Below are 16,685 nucleotides of genomic sequence, written 5' to 3'. Positions count from 1 at the left end.
TTTCACATTATATCCCTTATCTCGTCACTTGAACGTAGTTGCCTCCGCAAGCGGCTGCATACCTTGCAAGCTATCCCACACAAATACTTTGACATAGTTGCCGTTCACAGCTGCAGGCGTCGAGAGTCCAGTCGAGAGCGTAACCGTTTCGAACGGCTGAATTTGCGCCCCCACGTACGACATGCTCTCCATCGTTCCTTTCGGAGAATACAACGCAATGATCAGAGCGGCTTCGTGCTCCACGGACAACTGGTTGGTCATCGTCACATGGCCTAGAACTGTAGAAGATGCTGCCAGCGAATCGATAGTCGCTCCATTTAAGTCGGTAAACGTCGGCCCCTCGATGCTAAATGGCTCAGCAGGATTCGGAGTATCCGCATCCAGAACCAGATCTGCATCGGCAACGTGAGCGTACGGGATAAAAATGGTATCCGACGTTTCCATTCCGCCTTTGCCAGTCGCCTTTAACCAATACTTGCCCGAAACCAGAGAAGCGTCAATCGTATAGCTGCCGGTATTATCCGTCATTGCCGACCCCAACGCAGCTTCCCGGTTATCGAACGAATAGATGCTCACAGCCGCCCCGGATACAGGCTGACCGTTCCTATCTCTGATAACCCCGCTTACAGAGTACCATTCCTGAATCCCTTGGCCGTACACTTTAATTTCCGACACAAAAGCATAGTCAATACTCATCTTCGCATATCGAATATACCGATACTTATTGTCGTCCGTCACGTCGAACAACCGGGAAGGTCCCTTGAACGCAGTGCTTCCAACTTCGCCCAATACGGTATAGCTGCCTTCTGCAAAATTCGGATCGTTCGACGCTTGAATCTGGAACCCTCTTCTTTCGCCGTCGTATTCCCCATCCGGTCTGGCAACGACCTCGACTCCCGTAATCTTATAAGCATCTTCCAGATCGATTGTCACCCACGGCGCTACGCGTTCATCTTCCGGCCACCCTCCAGCGCCGGATTCCGCGCTCCAGCCGTTATCGAAGCTGACAACGCCGTCTGTTACGCGATCCGGTCCAAAGTTGACGGACGGATTATCTCCTTCCGAGCTAACAGCAGACTTGCCCAAAGCGACATTCAAGCGGACATTCTGGGACTTCATGAATGTCTGCTTCGCGGATTTCATCCGATTCAGCATAGCTGCCAGTTCGGATTCCGTCGAAGCCGGATTGTCGTAAACTTCCTGGGCAATGTTAATTGAAGCTTCAAGATAGTCTTTTGCCCATAAAGAATATTGCCCCAGTTCCGTTCCATACTCCGCCTCTTGCAGCAGCTGTTTCGCCCTTTGAATCTCCAGCTGAAGCAAATCTTTGGCATTTGACCCTTCGCCGGCGCTCGTCATGAACGTTGTTCCCAGCTTAATCTTGTTGCCGGCCTGGTAGGTGCCGACATAACCCGCTTGCTCAATTCTTCCCTCGAACGTATCCAGACAGTCGAATACCAGCTTGCCATTCAAGTACATAAGAAGTCTGACGCCTTTGTCGGTATTCACGGCGCCTATTTGAACGAGATTGCTTTCCCTCTCGTAGTCAAAAAACGTATTGGGAATAATATCGCCATACTTGCTTTGATCTCCCCCGATATTGCCGTAGAAGACCGTTCGTACGCCATCGTTAAATCGCTGCAGTTCAATCCCTTCCGGTTTGATCACGACAATATAGGCAGAGCTGTCCGGACCGATCGGATCGTCGCTTTCATGCTGCGCCCTGAACACGATGCTGGGCCAGCCGCTCGCTTCCGTGCCCATGTTGAAAGACAGCAATTCGTTCTCAAAGGTTTGGCCTTGGTAAATCGCGTAGCCGTCTTGCAGCGTAAGGCTATGCTCGGTCGCTTCAGCAGCCTTAGCCGATACGTACCAATTCCCGGCATCCCGGATCGCATCGTTCAACTGGACGGCGGTAGGGACCGGGCTTAATCTGATTTCGTTGCCGGCCTGATAGGTGCCGAAATAGCCCGCTTGCTCAATTCTTCCTTCGAACGTATCCACGCAGTCGAATACCAGCTCGCCGTTGATGTGCATGAGAAGTCTCACGCCTTCATCGGTATTTACGGCTCCTATTTGAACGAGATTGCTTTCCCTCTCGTAATCAAAAAACGTATTGGGAATAATATCGCCATATTTGCTTTGATCTCCCCCGATATTGCCGTAGAAGACCGTTCGTATGCCATCGTTAAATCGCTGCAATTCAATCCCTTCCGGTTTGATCACGGCAATATAGGCCGAGCTGTCCGGACCGATCGGCTCATCGCTTTCATGCTGCGCCCGGAATAGGATGCTGGGCCAGCCGCTTGCTTTCGTGGTCATGTTGAACGACAGCAATTCGTTCTCAAAGGTTTGGCCCCGGTAAATCGCGTAGCCGTCATGCATCGTCAGACTATGCTTGGCCGCTTCGGGAGCGTTAGCCGATGCGTACCAATTCTCGGTATCCTTAATCGCATCATTCAGTTGAATGGCGGCCGGCGCCGGGCTTAACCTGATTTCGTTGCTTGCCTGATAGGTGCCGAAATAGCCCGCTTGGTCAATCCTTCCCTCGAACGTATCCAGACAATCGAACACCAGCTTGCCATTGATGTACATGAGAAGTCTCACGCCTTCATCGGTGTTCTTCGCGCCAACCTGAACAAGATTATATTCGTTATCGTAATTCATAAAGACATTGGGAATAATTTCTCCGTACTTGCTCTGGTCGCCGCCTACATTTCCGTAGAAGACCGTTCGCCCTCCATCGTTAAATCGCTGGAGTTCGATACCTTCCGGCTTGATGACCGCGATATAGGCCGCGCTGCCCGGACCTAGCGGGTCCTTGCTTTCATGCTGCGCCCGAAATACGATGCTTGGCCAGCCGCTCGCCTCAGTGCCCAATTGGAACGTCAACCATTCATTTTCGAACGACCTGCCCTCATAGAGGGCGTAGCCGCCTTCGAAAGAGATGGAATGCCGTCCAACTTTTTTGGTACCGCCATATGCCGTCCAGTTATCTGCATCCTTCAATTGACTTGCGATGTTGTAGCCCGGGATGGATACCCGTTCCGTATCTTTAAGCACTTTCAATCGCCAATACTTGAACTTCACGCCATCCTTGAAGTCCCTATCCACAGATCCGTCATTAACCAGTACTTTGTATCTGACCTCCTTGGAATAATCGGCAGAGTCTCCGCCCACCCGTTCCAAGGATGTGCCGGGAGACGTAGCAATCGCCACATTCAAGTTATGAACATCAACGTCTTCCGCCGCGACCACCGTAACAGCCTTATTCAAATAATCAATCTTCGTTTCTCCTTCAACGATCCCGTCGAAAGCGACTCCCTCTATTACCAAATTAGGCGTATAAACCTCCGGCTTAACCCGCGACTCCCATACGACATTCTCTTCCTGGCCGAAACTTATGACATCGCCGGGAACCACATCAACATTGATGGTAAACGTTGCCGGCGCAAGTCCTTCGATTGAGCCGGACCATACCGGCGAACCATTTATTAGAATCGATGCCGCAGCGCCTCCCGCCGATTCGTCCTGCAACCGGGCTGATCCGTTAATTCTGAAACTGCCGTGGCGGGTCGCCGACAACGAACGATCCGCATTGTCCATAATCGCGTCCGGCACGATGTCCCAGTATTCCGGTTGAAGACCGGCGCGGTTAATAATGGCCGGATCCTCTGAATCGTTGTTGCTTAATGTATTGTCCTCTTCCGGAATATTGTTAAAGTTCAGTCGTTGCCCCACGCGCTTCAGAACGTTGTCCGCGATATGATAACCTTCTGTTTCCTGGTCCAGATAAATAGCCGCAACCGGGTAGTTTGAAGCAAATTCGCTGCTGTCGGTATCGTGAATGTAGTTGCCGCTGATTACGCTGTTCGGCGTATTGCTAAGCGTATAGATGCTGGCGCCGTCGGCAAGTTTCTTCATAGCGCCGTAAATATTGTTGTTTCTGATCGTAATATTCTTCAATGATGTGCGGTTGGCCGTCCAGCCCCAGCCTGCCGATATGCCGCTGTAATCGGTATTGGCAATCTCATTGTGCTCAATCAACAAGTCCTGCGTGAAGCCTGCTGCAATTCCCACTCCGCACGAGGTAAGCGATATGCCGTTCAAATAATTGTTGCGTATGACATTCCCTCTCGTAACGATCAGCGGGTCCGTCGTGCCGGCCGCGCCGGGCTCGGAGAACAGTCCTTCGAATATTCCGCTGCCCCCGATATCCAGAATGGTATTGCCCGCAACTTCGTTATTGGAGGTGCTTCTTCTTATATCAATAGCTGTCGAGCCGGCATGTCGAATGACATTTCTCTCCAGCTTGATCGATTCCGCCGCTTCAAGCTGAATAGCGGCCGGAGGTCTCTTGGCCCCATCATATATGCCGTCCGCAAGCCCCGCCTGTCCGGGAACAAAGTAGTTGACATCGATTGGGTACTGATAATTCGTATACTCGAAAGTAAGCCCGCTAAGCGTCACATGCTCGACCCTTCGATCTTTGGACGATCCCTTAAAGTCGATGAAGGTTTCGATAGAACCGATCCGAACATCGATATCGTCCGGCCCTTCTCCTGGCAACGGGATATAATACAGCTTGTCCTCCCTCTCATCCAGCAGCCATTCACCCTGTTCATCGAGGTAAGCCATGGAATTTTCAAAGTATATGCTCTGGTTGGCAGCGCGATCGGGATAAATGGAATCGAACAGCGTCTTCTTCGCATCCTCCATCATGACCAGCGAAGCCAGATTATCCTTCGTTTGATAGCTATCCAGGCGCGAATAGAAGCGCACCCAGTGCTGAACGACAACGATCTCAAGCTGAGGATCAAGAACTCCATTCCATGCTGCAAGATCGGATTCGTTCAAATTGATCAAACGATTGTTCTCATCCCAGTTTACAATTTTGAAGGACTCGGATCTCGCTCTTGTGGCGCGATTGCCATTCACCCACAAATCCCGGAATTTCAATCCTTGCGCATCCGCCGTCAGAATGCCGTTCTCTCCCTCGGTCCATCCATCGACCTTTCTGCCGCCGCTGAAGACGGGCGTTTCGTCCGGGTAATTCGTATATCGAATCTCGTATCCGTTCGTACCGGAATCACGTTCGTCCAATACGAGAGTGTCCGTCACTTGATATTCTCCATCGCGCACATAAACTACGATATCGCCGCTCATATCCTGATTCATACCGCGAATGACATCGCGCGCCTTCCCGAGCGTCAGGAACGGTTGTTCCAGCGAACCGTCATTGTCGTCGCTGCCGTCTGGGGATACATAATATCGAATCGCCTCCTCTTCCGCAGCGTGCGCCGTATGTCCGGAAGGGGCCGCCCCCATCCAGGGAACGGCTACAGCGATGAGACATAACCAAATTATCATTTTGAACCATTGGCGTTTATCTATCACTTTCAATTGAATAGGCCTCCTCTTATGATTTCGAATAGATGCCGTACAGCAGTACGGCCGCTTCCGCCCGGGAAGTCATGCCTTGAGGGTGGATTCTTCCGTCTCCCATTCCTTTGATCAGACCTTCGCGCACCAATGCGGCTATCCCGCGAACAGCGTAATCGGCGACGTCATCCCGGTCAACGAAGCTGTTCAGGCTTGTGGAGACTGTTGATACTTCCAGCTTGTCGAGTTGTGCCATAGCCCTCGCCGTTAATGTCATCAAATCTTGTCTCGATATCGCGTCATGCGGTTGAAAGCGGTTGCCGCCAACGCCGGATGCAATGCCCAACTGCTTGGCAATGGTCACCGCTTCGTAATAGTAGGTTCCCTCCTCGACATCGTCGAAAGCCTCGCCGCCGTCTGCCGTCAGCCCTAACGTCTTGACGAGAAGAACCAGATAATCCGCTCGGGTAATCGGTTGATCCGGCGAGAAGGCGACGGACGACGTCCCGTTAATAATTCCTTTGGATGCCAACGCCTCGATTTGTGGTTTTGCCCATTGCACACGCTCGAGATCATGGAATGTTTTCACGACGTACGCGACTGCAAATTGACTGAAGTGAGTGGTCGTGAAAGTTACTTCACCCGCCTCGCTCTTGTATCGGCCATTCGTAATCGGAGTGACCCGGCCCGAATTGTCGATATACCAGATAACGATATGATCGGGACGGCTTAATTCCTCCTCTGTTGGCTCATACGGGATAGATACCGTAACCGGAGCGTCGGGGTTATTCCAATTCAGTCGTTCTCCGTTCGATTCCAGATAAATGACGACAACCGGCCGATCGCCTACAGACTCCTTCAACGAAGGAGCCAATGCTGCTGCATCCGATTCGCGAATGACAAGCCGAACGGTCGCCAAATCCCCGAGATCATCGGGCTTTACCATATGGCTTGGCACTATAACGGTTCCGATGCCGGTAATAAACTTATACTGGAGCTCGTCATGACCGGCGGAAATGGCAGCGCTGGGAATCTCGTGCACGTATTGCACTACTCCTGCCCTCTCTTCCACCTGAATCGTGACCACCTTCGCTCCCGGTCCGTTAAGCAACGCATTCTTCGATGCTTGAGCCAGGTCGTCTTCGGTAATCGTAAGAACGGCTTGCTTGCTATCGACGTAATACTTCGGCTTTCCGGCGATAATGCCGTCATTGCCTATTGATACGCTGCCTTCCCGATTCGACCCTTGTCCCGGCGAAATCACAACCGGAGGCGACTTGGGCGTATAGGTAAAGCTTGTGCTGGCCGGCTCTTCCACTCCGTCTCCTCCCGCCCATACCGTGTAGCTCCCAGCTTCTTCTTTGTTCAACATATAATGAAACGAATACGAACCTTCTGGTCCGCTGACGCTTTGATCCACATAGTCTATATCTCCGGAAGGATTCATAACTTTAATCGTCACTTTCTTCCCTTGTCCCGATGAAATTTCCCCTGACAGCCTAATGTCTCCGGTTGAGGCGTCAACGTCGGCTTGAACGGTAACCGAGGCAGCCGCTTCCAACGAAGCTAACGGGCTATTCCATGCAGGCTGCCCCGGGGCGGAACTTTCCGCACTGGCCGCAATTGACACCGGCCCTACTAGAATGCCGAGCGATAAAGCCATACAAGTGAATCCGACAACCATCTTCTTGCTTGATCTTGACATGCCTTCTTTCTCCTCCTTTGCGATTTACAAACCTTTAAACAGAATATTCAGATATTGTTATTTCAAAATAGCCCCGGCCGTCAAAGCCTTTTCAATTTGCTCGCTGCCAACGGAATATACGATCATGGTGGGAAGGCTGGACAAAATCATGGCGGCTCCAATAAGTCCCCAGTCCGTCACTCCGATTTTCATAAAGAAATTGGCCAACCCGACGGTCAATGGTCTGTACGCTTCCTTCGTCACCAAAATGTAGCTAAGCGGAAACTCATTCCACACATTCATAAAAATCAACACGCATTGCGTCGCAATCGCAGGCTTTATAATCGGCAATATAATTCTAAAGTAGGCTTGATAAACATTGCAGCCGTCTATGCATGCGGCTTCCTCCAATTCCTTGGGCAAGCTTCGAAAAAAAGCATACAGCATCAGTACGCATGCGGATAATCCAAACGCCACCAAAGGAATGATAAGCCCCATATACGTGTTCTGTATGTTCAAATCGATCACCATCATAAACAAAGGAATCATGACCACGTTGACCGGTATGACAAGCCCAAGCGCGACGTAGCTCAACGCGTATTTGCTGAACCTCCAGTCCATACGACTTAGACAGTAGGCCAGCATGCTTCCCAGCAATAGAACCAGTACTAACGTGCCCGCCGTATAAATCAAGCTGTTTTTGAAATAGACAAAAAAATTGTACGATTGCAGCGCATTCGAATAGTTGCTGAACAGCCACTCCTTCGGCAAAGCAAAAGGCCTTGCATAAAACTCTTCCTTGCTCTTGAAAGACATAACGACCATCCAATATAACGGAAAGATAAAGAACAAGCCCGTTATAATCAACACAATTCGAATGGCCACCCGGTAAGTTTGATTGCTCATCTGCACACCCTCAATCCATTACTATCTCCCTGCTTAAAATTCAATCTTTTGTCTGGCTACAAATCTGTTGAGCATAAGCGTAATCAACAGGCACTGCAACACATAAATCACCGCTACCGCGCTGCCTACGCCAAATTCGGAGGACATAAACGCTTTGTAGTACAATTCGTATACGATTGTTCTCGAATCGTAGCCCGGGCCTCCGCCGGTCATAACCTCGACATGGGCGAACATCCCCATGGAGCCGAGGATGGAAATGACCAGGACAAATTTGATGACTTCCTGCAGCAAAGGAAGCGTAATCTGCACAGCGCTTTTGACCGGTCCGGCTCCATCAATCAGCGCCGCTTCAAAATACGTTTTCGGTATCGATTTCAATCCCGTATAAAACAATAGCGTATTCAATCCGATGTACTGCCACAGAAAGGCGACGGCAATGCTGAAGATAACGAGTCCTCTGTCCGTTAGCCATTCTTTCGCGAGATGCTCGAGTCCTATCGATCTCAGAGCGCTGTTCAACAGCCCCCACTGCGGTTCGTAAATCGCCATCCACATCTGCGCGATAACCGTCACGGACAGAATCGCCGGCAGCATACCCGCCGCTTTAAAATATCTGCGCGTCCCGTTCGTCTGAAAATCCATCAGAAACGCGAGCAATAAAGAAAGGGGCAACCCTGCCGCCGTTGACAACAGCACAATAATGAAGGTGTTCCCCATTGCTTTCCAGAAGGAATCGGACGAAAAAATCTCCTTGTAATTGTCTAATCCAACAAAGCCTTGACTGCTGAAACCGTTATGGTCCTGGAAGCTGATGACCAGCTCCGGAAACAAGGGATAGACGACAAATACCGTGAACACAAACAAAGCCGGGAAGGCAAAAATAAAAATCGATGTTTTCGTGCTGAAAAATCGAGTCATGCGAATCCACCTTGCTCGTTAAATTATGTTTCTGGAAGTGAAGTCCCCCTGCCGGAGACTGGTTCAACAGGGGGACACAGACACTATTCAAATAATAAACATCAAATTATTCAAAGTAAGTATTCTTCAGCCAAAGATCGTTGAAGTCCTGAATAAAATCATCAGCGGTATAATCGCCCGTCATAAGAAGAGAGCTGAAGTTGGAATATTCGGCTGCCGTCTTCGGATCCATCATCACGCTTAACGACGGGATTTTAATTCCGGCTTGGTTATACTCATCGATGTTGGCTTGCATTAACGGAGCGGGTGTAGAAGTTGCCCCGATATCCAGCGTGACCTGAGAGCCGGTGTCCGAGAAATACTTGGCGTCCTGCTCCGCCAAAAATTGCGCAAGCTCCACCGCTTTTTCAATATTCTCGCTCTTGGCGCTGACCGCATATCCCGCTAATGGCGAACCCCAGAATTGGACTGCGCTTCCCGGCTTGTAATTATCGCTGGCAGAAGGCCAGGAGAAGAAGCCGACATCCGGGACATTGGCTTCCAAGTCGGCAAGCTCCCAGGAGAAGATCATATACATTGCCGCTTTGTTCTGGGTAAACGCTTCCTTCGCCGGACCGTAATCCACGTTGGCCGCGCCTTGTCCGAAGGCGCCCATTTCGGCCAGTGTAACGATACGGTTAAGGGCATTCTTGACAACGGGGTGAGTAAAGTCGATTTTATTCTCTACGAGATCTTGCGCAACCGAAGGGTCTTCAATCTGAATCATATTTTGAATCATGAAATACGCGGGTGCCCACCCGCCTTTACCCGGAGCCGAAATCGGCTGGATACCGGCTGCCAGCAGCTTCTCCGAAGCCGCTACCAATTCATCGAACGTTGTCGGAATTTCGATTTGATGTTTCTCAAAGATATCTTTGTGATAGAAAATTTTCGGGGTGAAGTACGTATCGGCGCCGCTGTTAAGCGTATAAATTCCGTCTTTATAAGTAAGCGCTTCCTTCACCGCGAATTTTTCAATAAACCCGTTCTCCGTAATATTCGGCTCTAAATTCAATTGATTGCCGGCATTAATAATGGCCGTGGCATAATCGGCGCCGCTCCAGAATACATCGGGCAATTCTCCGGAAGCGTTATACACCTTCATCTTGGCGCCTACATCGGAAGTTTCTTCATACTCCACTTCAACGCCAGGCAGTTCATTCGCAAGATTGGCTTTAATATACTCGTTCATAATGGTTTGTCTAGCTTGGTCCGAGCTGATCGTCAGCAATTTCAACTTGACGGGTTCTTCGCTCGCGCTGTCGCCTTCTGCGTTCGACGATGTCGTGTTCGTAGGAGCAGGACTCGAATTACCCGCATGATTGTTTGTACCCGAGTTTCCGCAAGCGCTTGCGAGAAGCATTGTCGAAATCGCCAATAAGGCCGTGCTTGCTTTCCAGTTTCTTGTCATTGTATTTATTTCCTCCCCTGTAGCCGTCCTTCGCGATAGGACTTATAAGTTACTTCTTCATGGTACTTTTCGGAGAGGGACAAGTGAAGAGATTATTCTCCATGCTCAAGGAAAATTATCCCGACTTTTATCGGGATAATTTATTGTCGATATATTTGCCGGGCGCTATCCCGTATTTCTTTTTGAACCGCTTGCCGAAATAGTTGGCGTCCGAGTAGCCTACCCGGCTTGCCACAACGGCAACGCTGTGACAGCCTTCGTCGATAAGCTTCTTCGCTTTACAGATTCTGGCTTCCGTAATGTAGCTGTTGATCGTTGACCCTGTTTCTCTCTTAAACAACTCGCATAATCGTCCGTAGCCAATATAGACATGCCGTGCGATATCCATGATATTCAGATCGAAATCCCCCAAGTGGCTGTCGATATATTGCAAAGCCTGCTCCACTGTTTTGGAGAAGCCGGGGTCCCCGCTTTCCATACCCGAATGCATCGCCTTGCGAAACAGCTCCAGCACCCATCGTTCCCGCTGGTCCAGCGGCTTTCTCTCGTAGAGCTGCGCGGGAAATCGGTTATCCTCTCCATATATGCTTCGAATATCATGGCCCGTCCCCTGGATAAACTCGAAGCAGGTCGAGACAAGCTCCACGCTTTTGTTCATCATCAATTCGCTGGATGCGTTCATCCTCTTAAGCTCGGAGAAAATAAACCGGACAATCTCGGCAACCTCCTGGTAATTGTTCATCCGCGCCGCCATCAGCAACTGCTGTCTTTGTTCGACAGAGTAAATTCCGATAGCCTGCTCGTCCAGGACAAAAATATCGCCGTATTGAATCACTCTGAGCTCCTCCGTCAAATGACTGTTGTTTAGCGCAAATACGGCCTCCTCATACGCACGGGGCAACGAGCCGAATCCTTCATGTATATTGCTGATACCGATCGTCAGCGCCAGCTTGAGATACTTGGATATCGCCGAGCGGATCGTATCGCACAGGTGGGCAACATCGATCGGGAAGCTCGATTGCAACGCTCTAATTTGCACAACGACGCAAATATATTGCATATCCATGCAAATTTCGAACCTGCATTTCTTTTGCAGCATTTCACGGGCAACATTGGATACGGCGAATGCCCAAAGCCGCTTCTCCTCTTCACTCCAGCCGTTGCTATCGGCTATTTCCATAACGATGGTCCGATACGGCTGCGTGTCGGGATCAATCGCCAAGGAATTTTTCAGCTTTATAGAATCTTCCACGGAGAACAGCATGGTACCCTGCAGCAAATGATGAAGCAGCAGTTCCTTCAAGAGCGGCTTATGAACCTGGATCTTCATCTTCAACTCTTCCATCTGTCGGGTAATCTTCTTCTTTGCCGTAAGCAAGGACTTGATAAGCTGTTCCTCATCGATCGGCTTCAGCAAATAATTGTCCACGCCCACCTCGATGGCCTGCCGCGCATATGTAAATTCTTCGTAGCCGGTAATAATAATGACGCAGACGTTCAGGTTGTTTTCTTTAATCTCCGCAGCCAGCCCAATTCCGTCCAGAAACGGCATATTAATATCTACCAGCGCCACATGCGGCCTGAATTCGTGTATTTTCCTCAACGCATCGTCGCCATTCTCCGCTTCGCAACAAATTTCATATCCAAGTTCTTCCCACGAAATCGACTTCCGCAGCGCTTCTCTGAACAAGTTCTCGTCATCTGCAATCATTAGTCTCAGCATCATCGATCATCCTTCCATCTTCAAGGCCGGTATCGTAACCGTTACCCGAGTAAATTGTCCCAGCTCGCTCTCCAGACTCAATCCGTATTCACTGCCAAACAGCAGCTTGATCCTACGATCCACGCTCCGGAAGCCGAAGCTGTCCCTATTCCCGCTGTCGACCCGGTCTCGCAGCAAAGCGGCAATCTTCTCCTCCGGCATGCCGACTCCGTCGTCGCTGACGATCAGAACAATGTTATCCTGAACCCGATACCCTTGAATATCGAGCCTCCCTCTATTTCCTTTGAATTTCAGTCCGTGATAGATTGAATTTTCCACTAGCGGCTGCAAGGTAAGCTTCGGTACGGCGTAATCCAAAATGTCCTCCGAGACATCGATGGAAAATTCCATATAGTTGGAATATCGCTGCTTCTGGATTTTAAGATAATTATGAATAATTGTGATTTCCTCGTTAACCGTTATCGTATCTCTTCCTTTGCTGAGCGACCTTCGATAGAAGTCGGCGAGCGTTCGGGTGACTTGAATCGCTTCCTCATACCGTTCAAGCTTATTCAACGAAATAATCGTTTCCAACGAATTGTACAGAAAATGAGGGTTCATCTGGGATTGAATAAGCTTAAGCTCGTATTCTTGCTTCAGCTTCTGCTCGTTCACAACATCGTCCAACAGATTTTCCACCTTATTCATCAGGCTGTTGAAACCGTGAGTCAGCAAGCCGATTTCCTGGTTATTGGCGTGGTCGGCCCGGATATTCATATCGCCTTTTTTCACCTGGATCATGATCTTAGCCAGCTTCTGAATCGGTTGGGTCACCGTATTAGATATATAGAAGGAAAATATGATTGCAAAAACAAGACAAATCGCCCCGACGGTCAAAATAAACCGTTGAATTCTCGAATTATCCGTTCTGATCTCTTCCATAGATACAACGCTGATAATATTCCAGTCGTTTTTGTTCGCTTCCTGCAAGGACAACAAATAAGCGCCTTCGTTTCGTTCCAGAACGATTTTGTTATCCCTCTGCAGCTTGTGATATTGCTCTTCATCAATATTAAGAATTTCCAGTATTGGCTGGTTCAGGTCCGCCTTATTTTCCGAAGATATAATTCGGCCGCTTGAATTCAATATATACTGTCTGCTGTTTTGGTCGCTTTTGTTATCCGAGAACATTCTGGCTATTTTTTTCTCGTCAATGAACAAGATGACCACGCCGATCGTATTTCCTTTATTCAGATCAATGACTAGCTTGGCAACGGCAAATACGTTTTCCCGCCTGCCATCGTTCAAAGTTAAAGACATTAAGTCCGACCAGACGGGCTTTTGCAGCTTGTGCGCGCTTTCAAGAAACTCTTCGCCAATGATACTGAGAATGCCGGTGCTGTCGATCATGCTATCGCTGTATACCGCTTGGTTGTTCAGAAAGACGGAAATGGCGAAAATCGGGGTGTTGGGCGAAATAATAGGCGAAACCGCACTGTACATTTCCGGCCTCATGCCAATCACATCAATCTGCCCTTCGCTTTGTCCTCCTTCCGCCTCGAGCTTGTTCATCAATTGTCCCAGCAATTCTTGCACTCTGTCATTGGTTGCTACAACCTTGGAGTAGTCTTCAATACCGCTAAGCAGGGTGAAGAGATTGGAATCTATCAATTCCAGCTCCCGCACTGTGCTCTTCTCCGTCTTGTCGATAATGATCCCGCTAGAAATATTTGTTGCAAAATAACCCAGAACCATCAACACCGATACAATAATCAAAACAAACAAGATCAAAATCTTGTCTCTGAGGGTCAGGCTGTTGTAGACGTTTTGCAGCCATGTCCGCATGGTCACACCTTCTTCTGAAGTTTAAAGGATATGAAATCAGAATGGACTACCGATCCTAATTTTGACAAGCAATAAATTCATACACGCATGCAAGCCATAAAAAATCGGGGTGCTCCTCGGCCAACGAAATTGACCGGAGACACCCCTGTATCCTAACAACTTTATCCATGCCTGCTGAATCTTAACCGACCGTATTCCATGTTCGTTTAACGGGAATTTATACTTCTTGCTCCAACGTTGCCTCGTTTGACCAAAGCTCCCTCGACTGAAGGTCGTCCCACGCAAAAGCTTTAATCCGGTATCCGTCCACATGGTCAGGCAATTGGAACCCGGTACTGAACGAGAAAGTCTCCGCGCCGTTTATCCACCGCTCTATAGAAGCGATTCGTTCCAACTCCCCCTTCGGGTTGTACAGCGCCACAACAAAGGTTGCCTTCGCCGCTTCCTCGCCGTTATTGCTGATCGTGACGTTTGCTTTCAAAGAAGCGGAAGGAACAAGCCTTCGCACCTCTTTCCCCCGTTCGTCAGTGAACGTAGAAGCAACAGTAAATGAAGGCGGCGTCGGATTTTCCGATTCAACGGCATGGACTTCAACGTTTCGTTCAGCCCCGTCGCCGATCGAGGTTTCGACATATACTACCGTGTAGTCTTCGAACCGTTTCGAGAAGGATGGAATCGTTTCTCCCGTAACGGCATCTTTGGCTTCGTAGACTGCAAAATCGTTGGACATTCTGAACTTCAGCCGTACGAACGGAATATCGTAGCCACTGTTCTCGATCGTTGCCGAGCCCGTCGTTAACGTTCCGTCATTGGCGCCGTTATAGTTGATCGAGAGATTGAGATTGTCCGCGAGCATATGCTGATGCGTAATTTCCGAACCGTTGACGTGGACAAGCGCAAACGCCGGGTTGCTGTGCGACGCCGTGCCGATGACCAGATACGGAATTCCGGTGACCGGGTCCACATTGCTTTGATAATTGTGCTGATGCCCGCTGATCATATAGCTTACATCGTGTTTGGAATACAAGTTTCTCGCCGTTTCCACCGTATTTCCGTCCGACACGAACATATTGAAGTTGTGATGCGACACCGCGATCTTGTTCGTCTTCCCCGCTGCCGCCGCGAATGTCGAATCCATCCAGTTGTACAGCGCCTCGCCGACATCGTCATTAGGCAGGGTCGTCTGGTAGCCGACCGTTCCCATCTTCAAATAACCGTCCTTGACATTGCCGCCCCACCGTTTCGTCCAATCCGGCATATCGTAATGAAAGTTGGTCATCATGAAATGCGTATTGCCAACGTCAAAGCTGTACGCGGTCGGTCCCAAATATTTGTTCCATATCGCTTCGCCCATTCCGTATCTCGCGTTGCTCCGGTCAACCCAGCCGCCCCTTACGAGATCGTGGTTGCCAGGCACTTCAAAGACCGGCGTCGTATAGTTTTCCAGCAGAGATAAATATTGCGTATATTTGCCGTCCTTCACGTAGTCATTGGGGTAGCCGAACTCATTGGCATTGCCGGCGCCGCCAATCGCTCCCGGAGTGCCCGACGTCACATCGCCTCCGTTCACCGATAAAACGGGATTAATAAGCTCGGCCTTAGGCAGCAATTTATTTTTGAACGGAGCGGGTCCTTCCTGATTATCGCTCCACGCAATAAAGTAGAAGTTATCCGGATCGGGGTAATACCACGGCTCAATATGGACCGTTACCGAACCGGCGGCCGGCACATCAAGCTCGAAAGTGAACGAGTTGACACCTTTCGAGATCATCGTCCCTTCGCTGATTGCGACGTAATCCGGATCTGCGTTGCGAACCGTTACCGTGAGTACATCGGCGTCCCCAAGTTCATTGTGGACCGTGAGCGAACCTTCAAGCGCTCTCATTCTGAGAGCCAACTGCTTGTTGGGAATATCCGTTCCGATGACTTGCGCCATACCCGTTGTGCTGACCGTGATATCGTAGACGGTTGTTTCCGTTACGGTCGGACCGTTCGTACTGATCAGTCCATATTCATTCTCGGCTTCAATCCGAAAGTCGTATTCCGTATGCGGCGTCAATCCGGTTACGTCATAGCTGTTCGCGTCAATGTCCACCCTGCCCAGTAGAACATCGTCCCGGTAGATGACGTAACCCGTTGCCGTGTCGTCTTCGATGGCCGGCCAATTCAATACTAGCGATGTTGTGCCGAGACCGGACACCGTTGCCTCGCTGCCATCCGGCCATTCGGGCGGCAGCGACAAGATCATTACGCTTAATTCGGAGAGGAATGTATATCCGGGATTTGTTCTGGCATACCTGATATAACGGTAAGCGCCCTCTTCTTCCACTTCCTGACTCCATATATAACCCGGATACGGAGTGCCGCCTACCGAGCCCAGGACGATAAACGTGTCGAAGTCCGGATCGTTGGAAGCGCGGATTTCGAAGTTGGTTCGCGGACCGTCCCAAGAATCCCTGCCTTCTTCGCCATCATACGGCCTGTCGTGCACTTGTACTTTATGAACAACGTATTCGGCTCCCAAATCGACTTGCAGCCATGGCATGATGCCGGCAGGGGAGGAAGACGACCATCCGTTCGCCCATACTCCGCCAATACCGTCAACCGCACTTTCCGCCCTGTATTCGGGAATGGCAGGCTCCGTATCCGACGTGGTAACCGGCTTGTTCAGAGCTACATTCACTTCCGTCCCTTCCCCGCCGTCTTCGGCGAAAGTTATCGATGCCGATAGCAGCGATGCTATGAAGATCGCAAAACTTGCCGCAAGTATCGCCTTCATTTTCTTTCTTACACCCATT

Annotated in this window: 8 protein-coding genes; all 8 read right to left on the bottom strand. The window is 49.9% G+C overall.

What is annotated here, in order from left to right:
• Nucleotides 1-24 precede the first annotated feature (24 nt).
• Entirely contained in the window at nt 25-5,397 is a 5,373-nt protein-coding gene (locus KJW29_RS32170; RefSeq protein ID WP_246608925.1) for a carboxypeptidase regulatory-like domain-containing protein, read from the bottom strand.
• A 22-nt stretch (nt 5,398-5,419) separates the two neighbouring features.
• Entirely contained in the window at nt 5,420-7,087 is a 1,668-nt protein-coding gene (locus tag KJW29_RS32165) for an S-layer homology domain-containing protein (protein WP_214627661.1), read from the bottom strand.
• Between the two features lie 57 nt (nt 7,088-7,144).
• Entirely contained in the window at nt 7,145-7,972 is an 828-nt protein-coding gene (locus KJW29_RS32160; protein WP_214627660.1) for a carbohydrate ABC transporter permease, read from the bottom strand.
• A gap of 33 nt (nt 7,973-8,005) precedes the next feature.
• Nucleotides 8,006-8,890, bottom strand: coding sequence for a carbohydrate ABC transporter permease (locus tag KJW29_RS32155; protein ID WP_214627659.1), 885 nt, complete (start codon nt 8,888-8,890; stop codon nt 8,006-8,008).
• Between the two features lie 106 nt (nt 8,891-8,996).
• Nucleotides 8,997-10,340: an ABC transporter substrate-binding protein gene (locus KJW29_RS32150; protein ID WP_214627658.1), complete on the bottom strand. Its 1,344-nt coding sequence runs from the start codon at nt 10,338-10,340 to the stop codon at nt 8,997-8,999.
• A gap of 127 nt (nt 10,341-10,467) precedes the next feature.
• The gene (locus tag KJW29_RS32145; protein WP_214627657.1) at nt 10,468-12,066 is read right to left on the bottom strand and encodes a response regulator; all 1,599 of its coding nucleotides are present in this window, start codon (nt 12,064-12,066) and stop codon (nt 10,468-10,470) included.
• A gap of 3 nt (nt 12,067-12,069) precedes the next feature.
• Nucleotides 12,070-13,887, bottom strand: coding sequence for a cache domain-containing sensor histidine kinase (locus KJW29_RS32140; protein ID WP_214627656.1), 1,818 nt, complete (start codon nt 13,885-13,887; stop codon nt 12,070-12,072).
• 217 nt (nt 13,888-14,104) lie between these two features.
• Nucleotides 14,105-16,684 carry a metallophosphoesterase gene (locus KJW29_RS32135; RefSeq protein ID WP_214627655.1) on the bottom strand — a complete coding sequence of 860 codons (2,580 nt, stop codon included), beginning with the start codon at nt 16,682-16,684 and terminating at the stop codon, nt 14,105-14,107.
• Between the last annotated feature and the right edge of the window lies 1 nt (nt 16,685).

The organism is Paenibacillus agaridevorans (assembly GCF_018604145.1).
In the GTDB taxonomy this organism is placed as follows: domain Bacteria; phylum Bacillota; class Bacilli; order Paenibacillales; family Paenibacillaceae; genus Pristimantibacillus; species Pristimantibacillus agaridevorans.
This window is presented reverse-complemented; position numbering and strand designations above follow the sequence as displayed.

Coding starts and splice junctions, on each gene's coding strand:
- KJW29_RS32135 (WP_214627655.1), bottom strand. CDS start 16,684: ATGGGTGTAAGAAAGAAAATGAAGGCGATACTTGCGGCAAGTTTTGCG.
- KJW29_RS32145 (WP_214627657.1), bottom strand. CDS start 12,066: ATGATGCTGAGACTAATGATTGCAGATGACGAGAACTTGTTCAGAGAA.
- KJW29_RS32150 (WP_214627658.1), bottom strand. CDS start 10,340: ATGACAAGAAACTGGAAAGCAAGCACGGCCTTATTGGCGATTTCGACA.
- KJW29_RS32155 (WP_214627659.1), bottom strand. CDS start 8,890: ATGACTCGATTTTTCAGCACGAAAACATCGATTTTTATTTTTGCCTTC.
- KJW29_RS32165 (WP_214627661.1), bottom strand. CDS start 7,087: ATGTCAAGATCAAGCAAGAAGATGGTTGTCGGATTCACTTGTATGGCT.
- KJW29_RS32160 (WP_214627660.1), bottom strand. CDS start 7,972: ATGAGCAATCAAACTTACCGGGTGGCCATTCGAATTGTGTTGATTATA.
- KJW29_RS32140 (WP_214627656.1), bottom strand. CDS start 13,887: ATGCGGACATGGCTGCAAAACGTCTACAACAGCCTGACCCTCAGAGAC.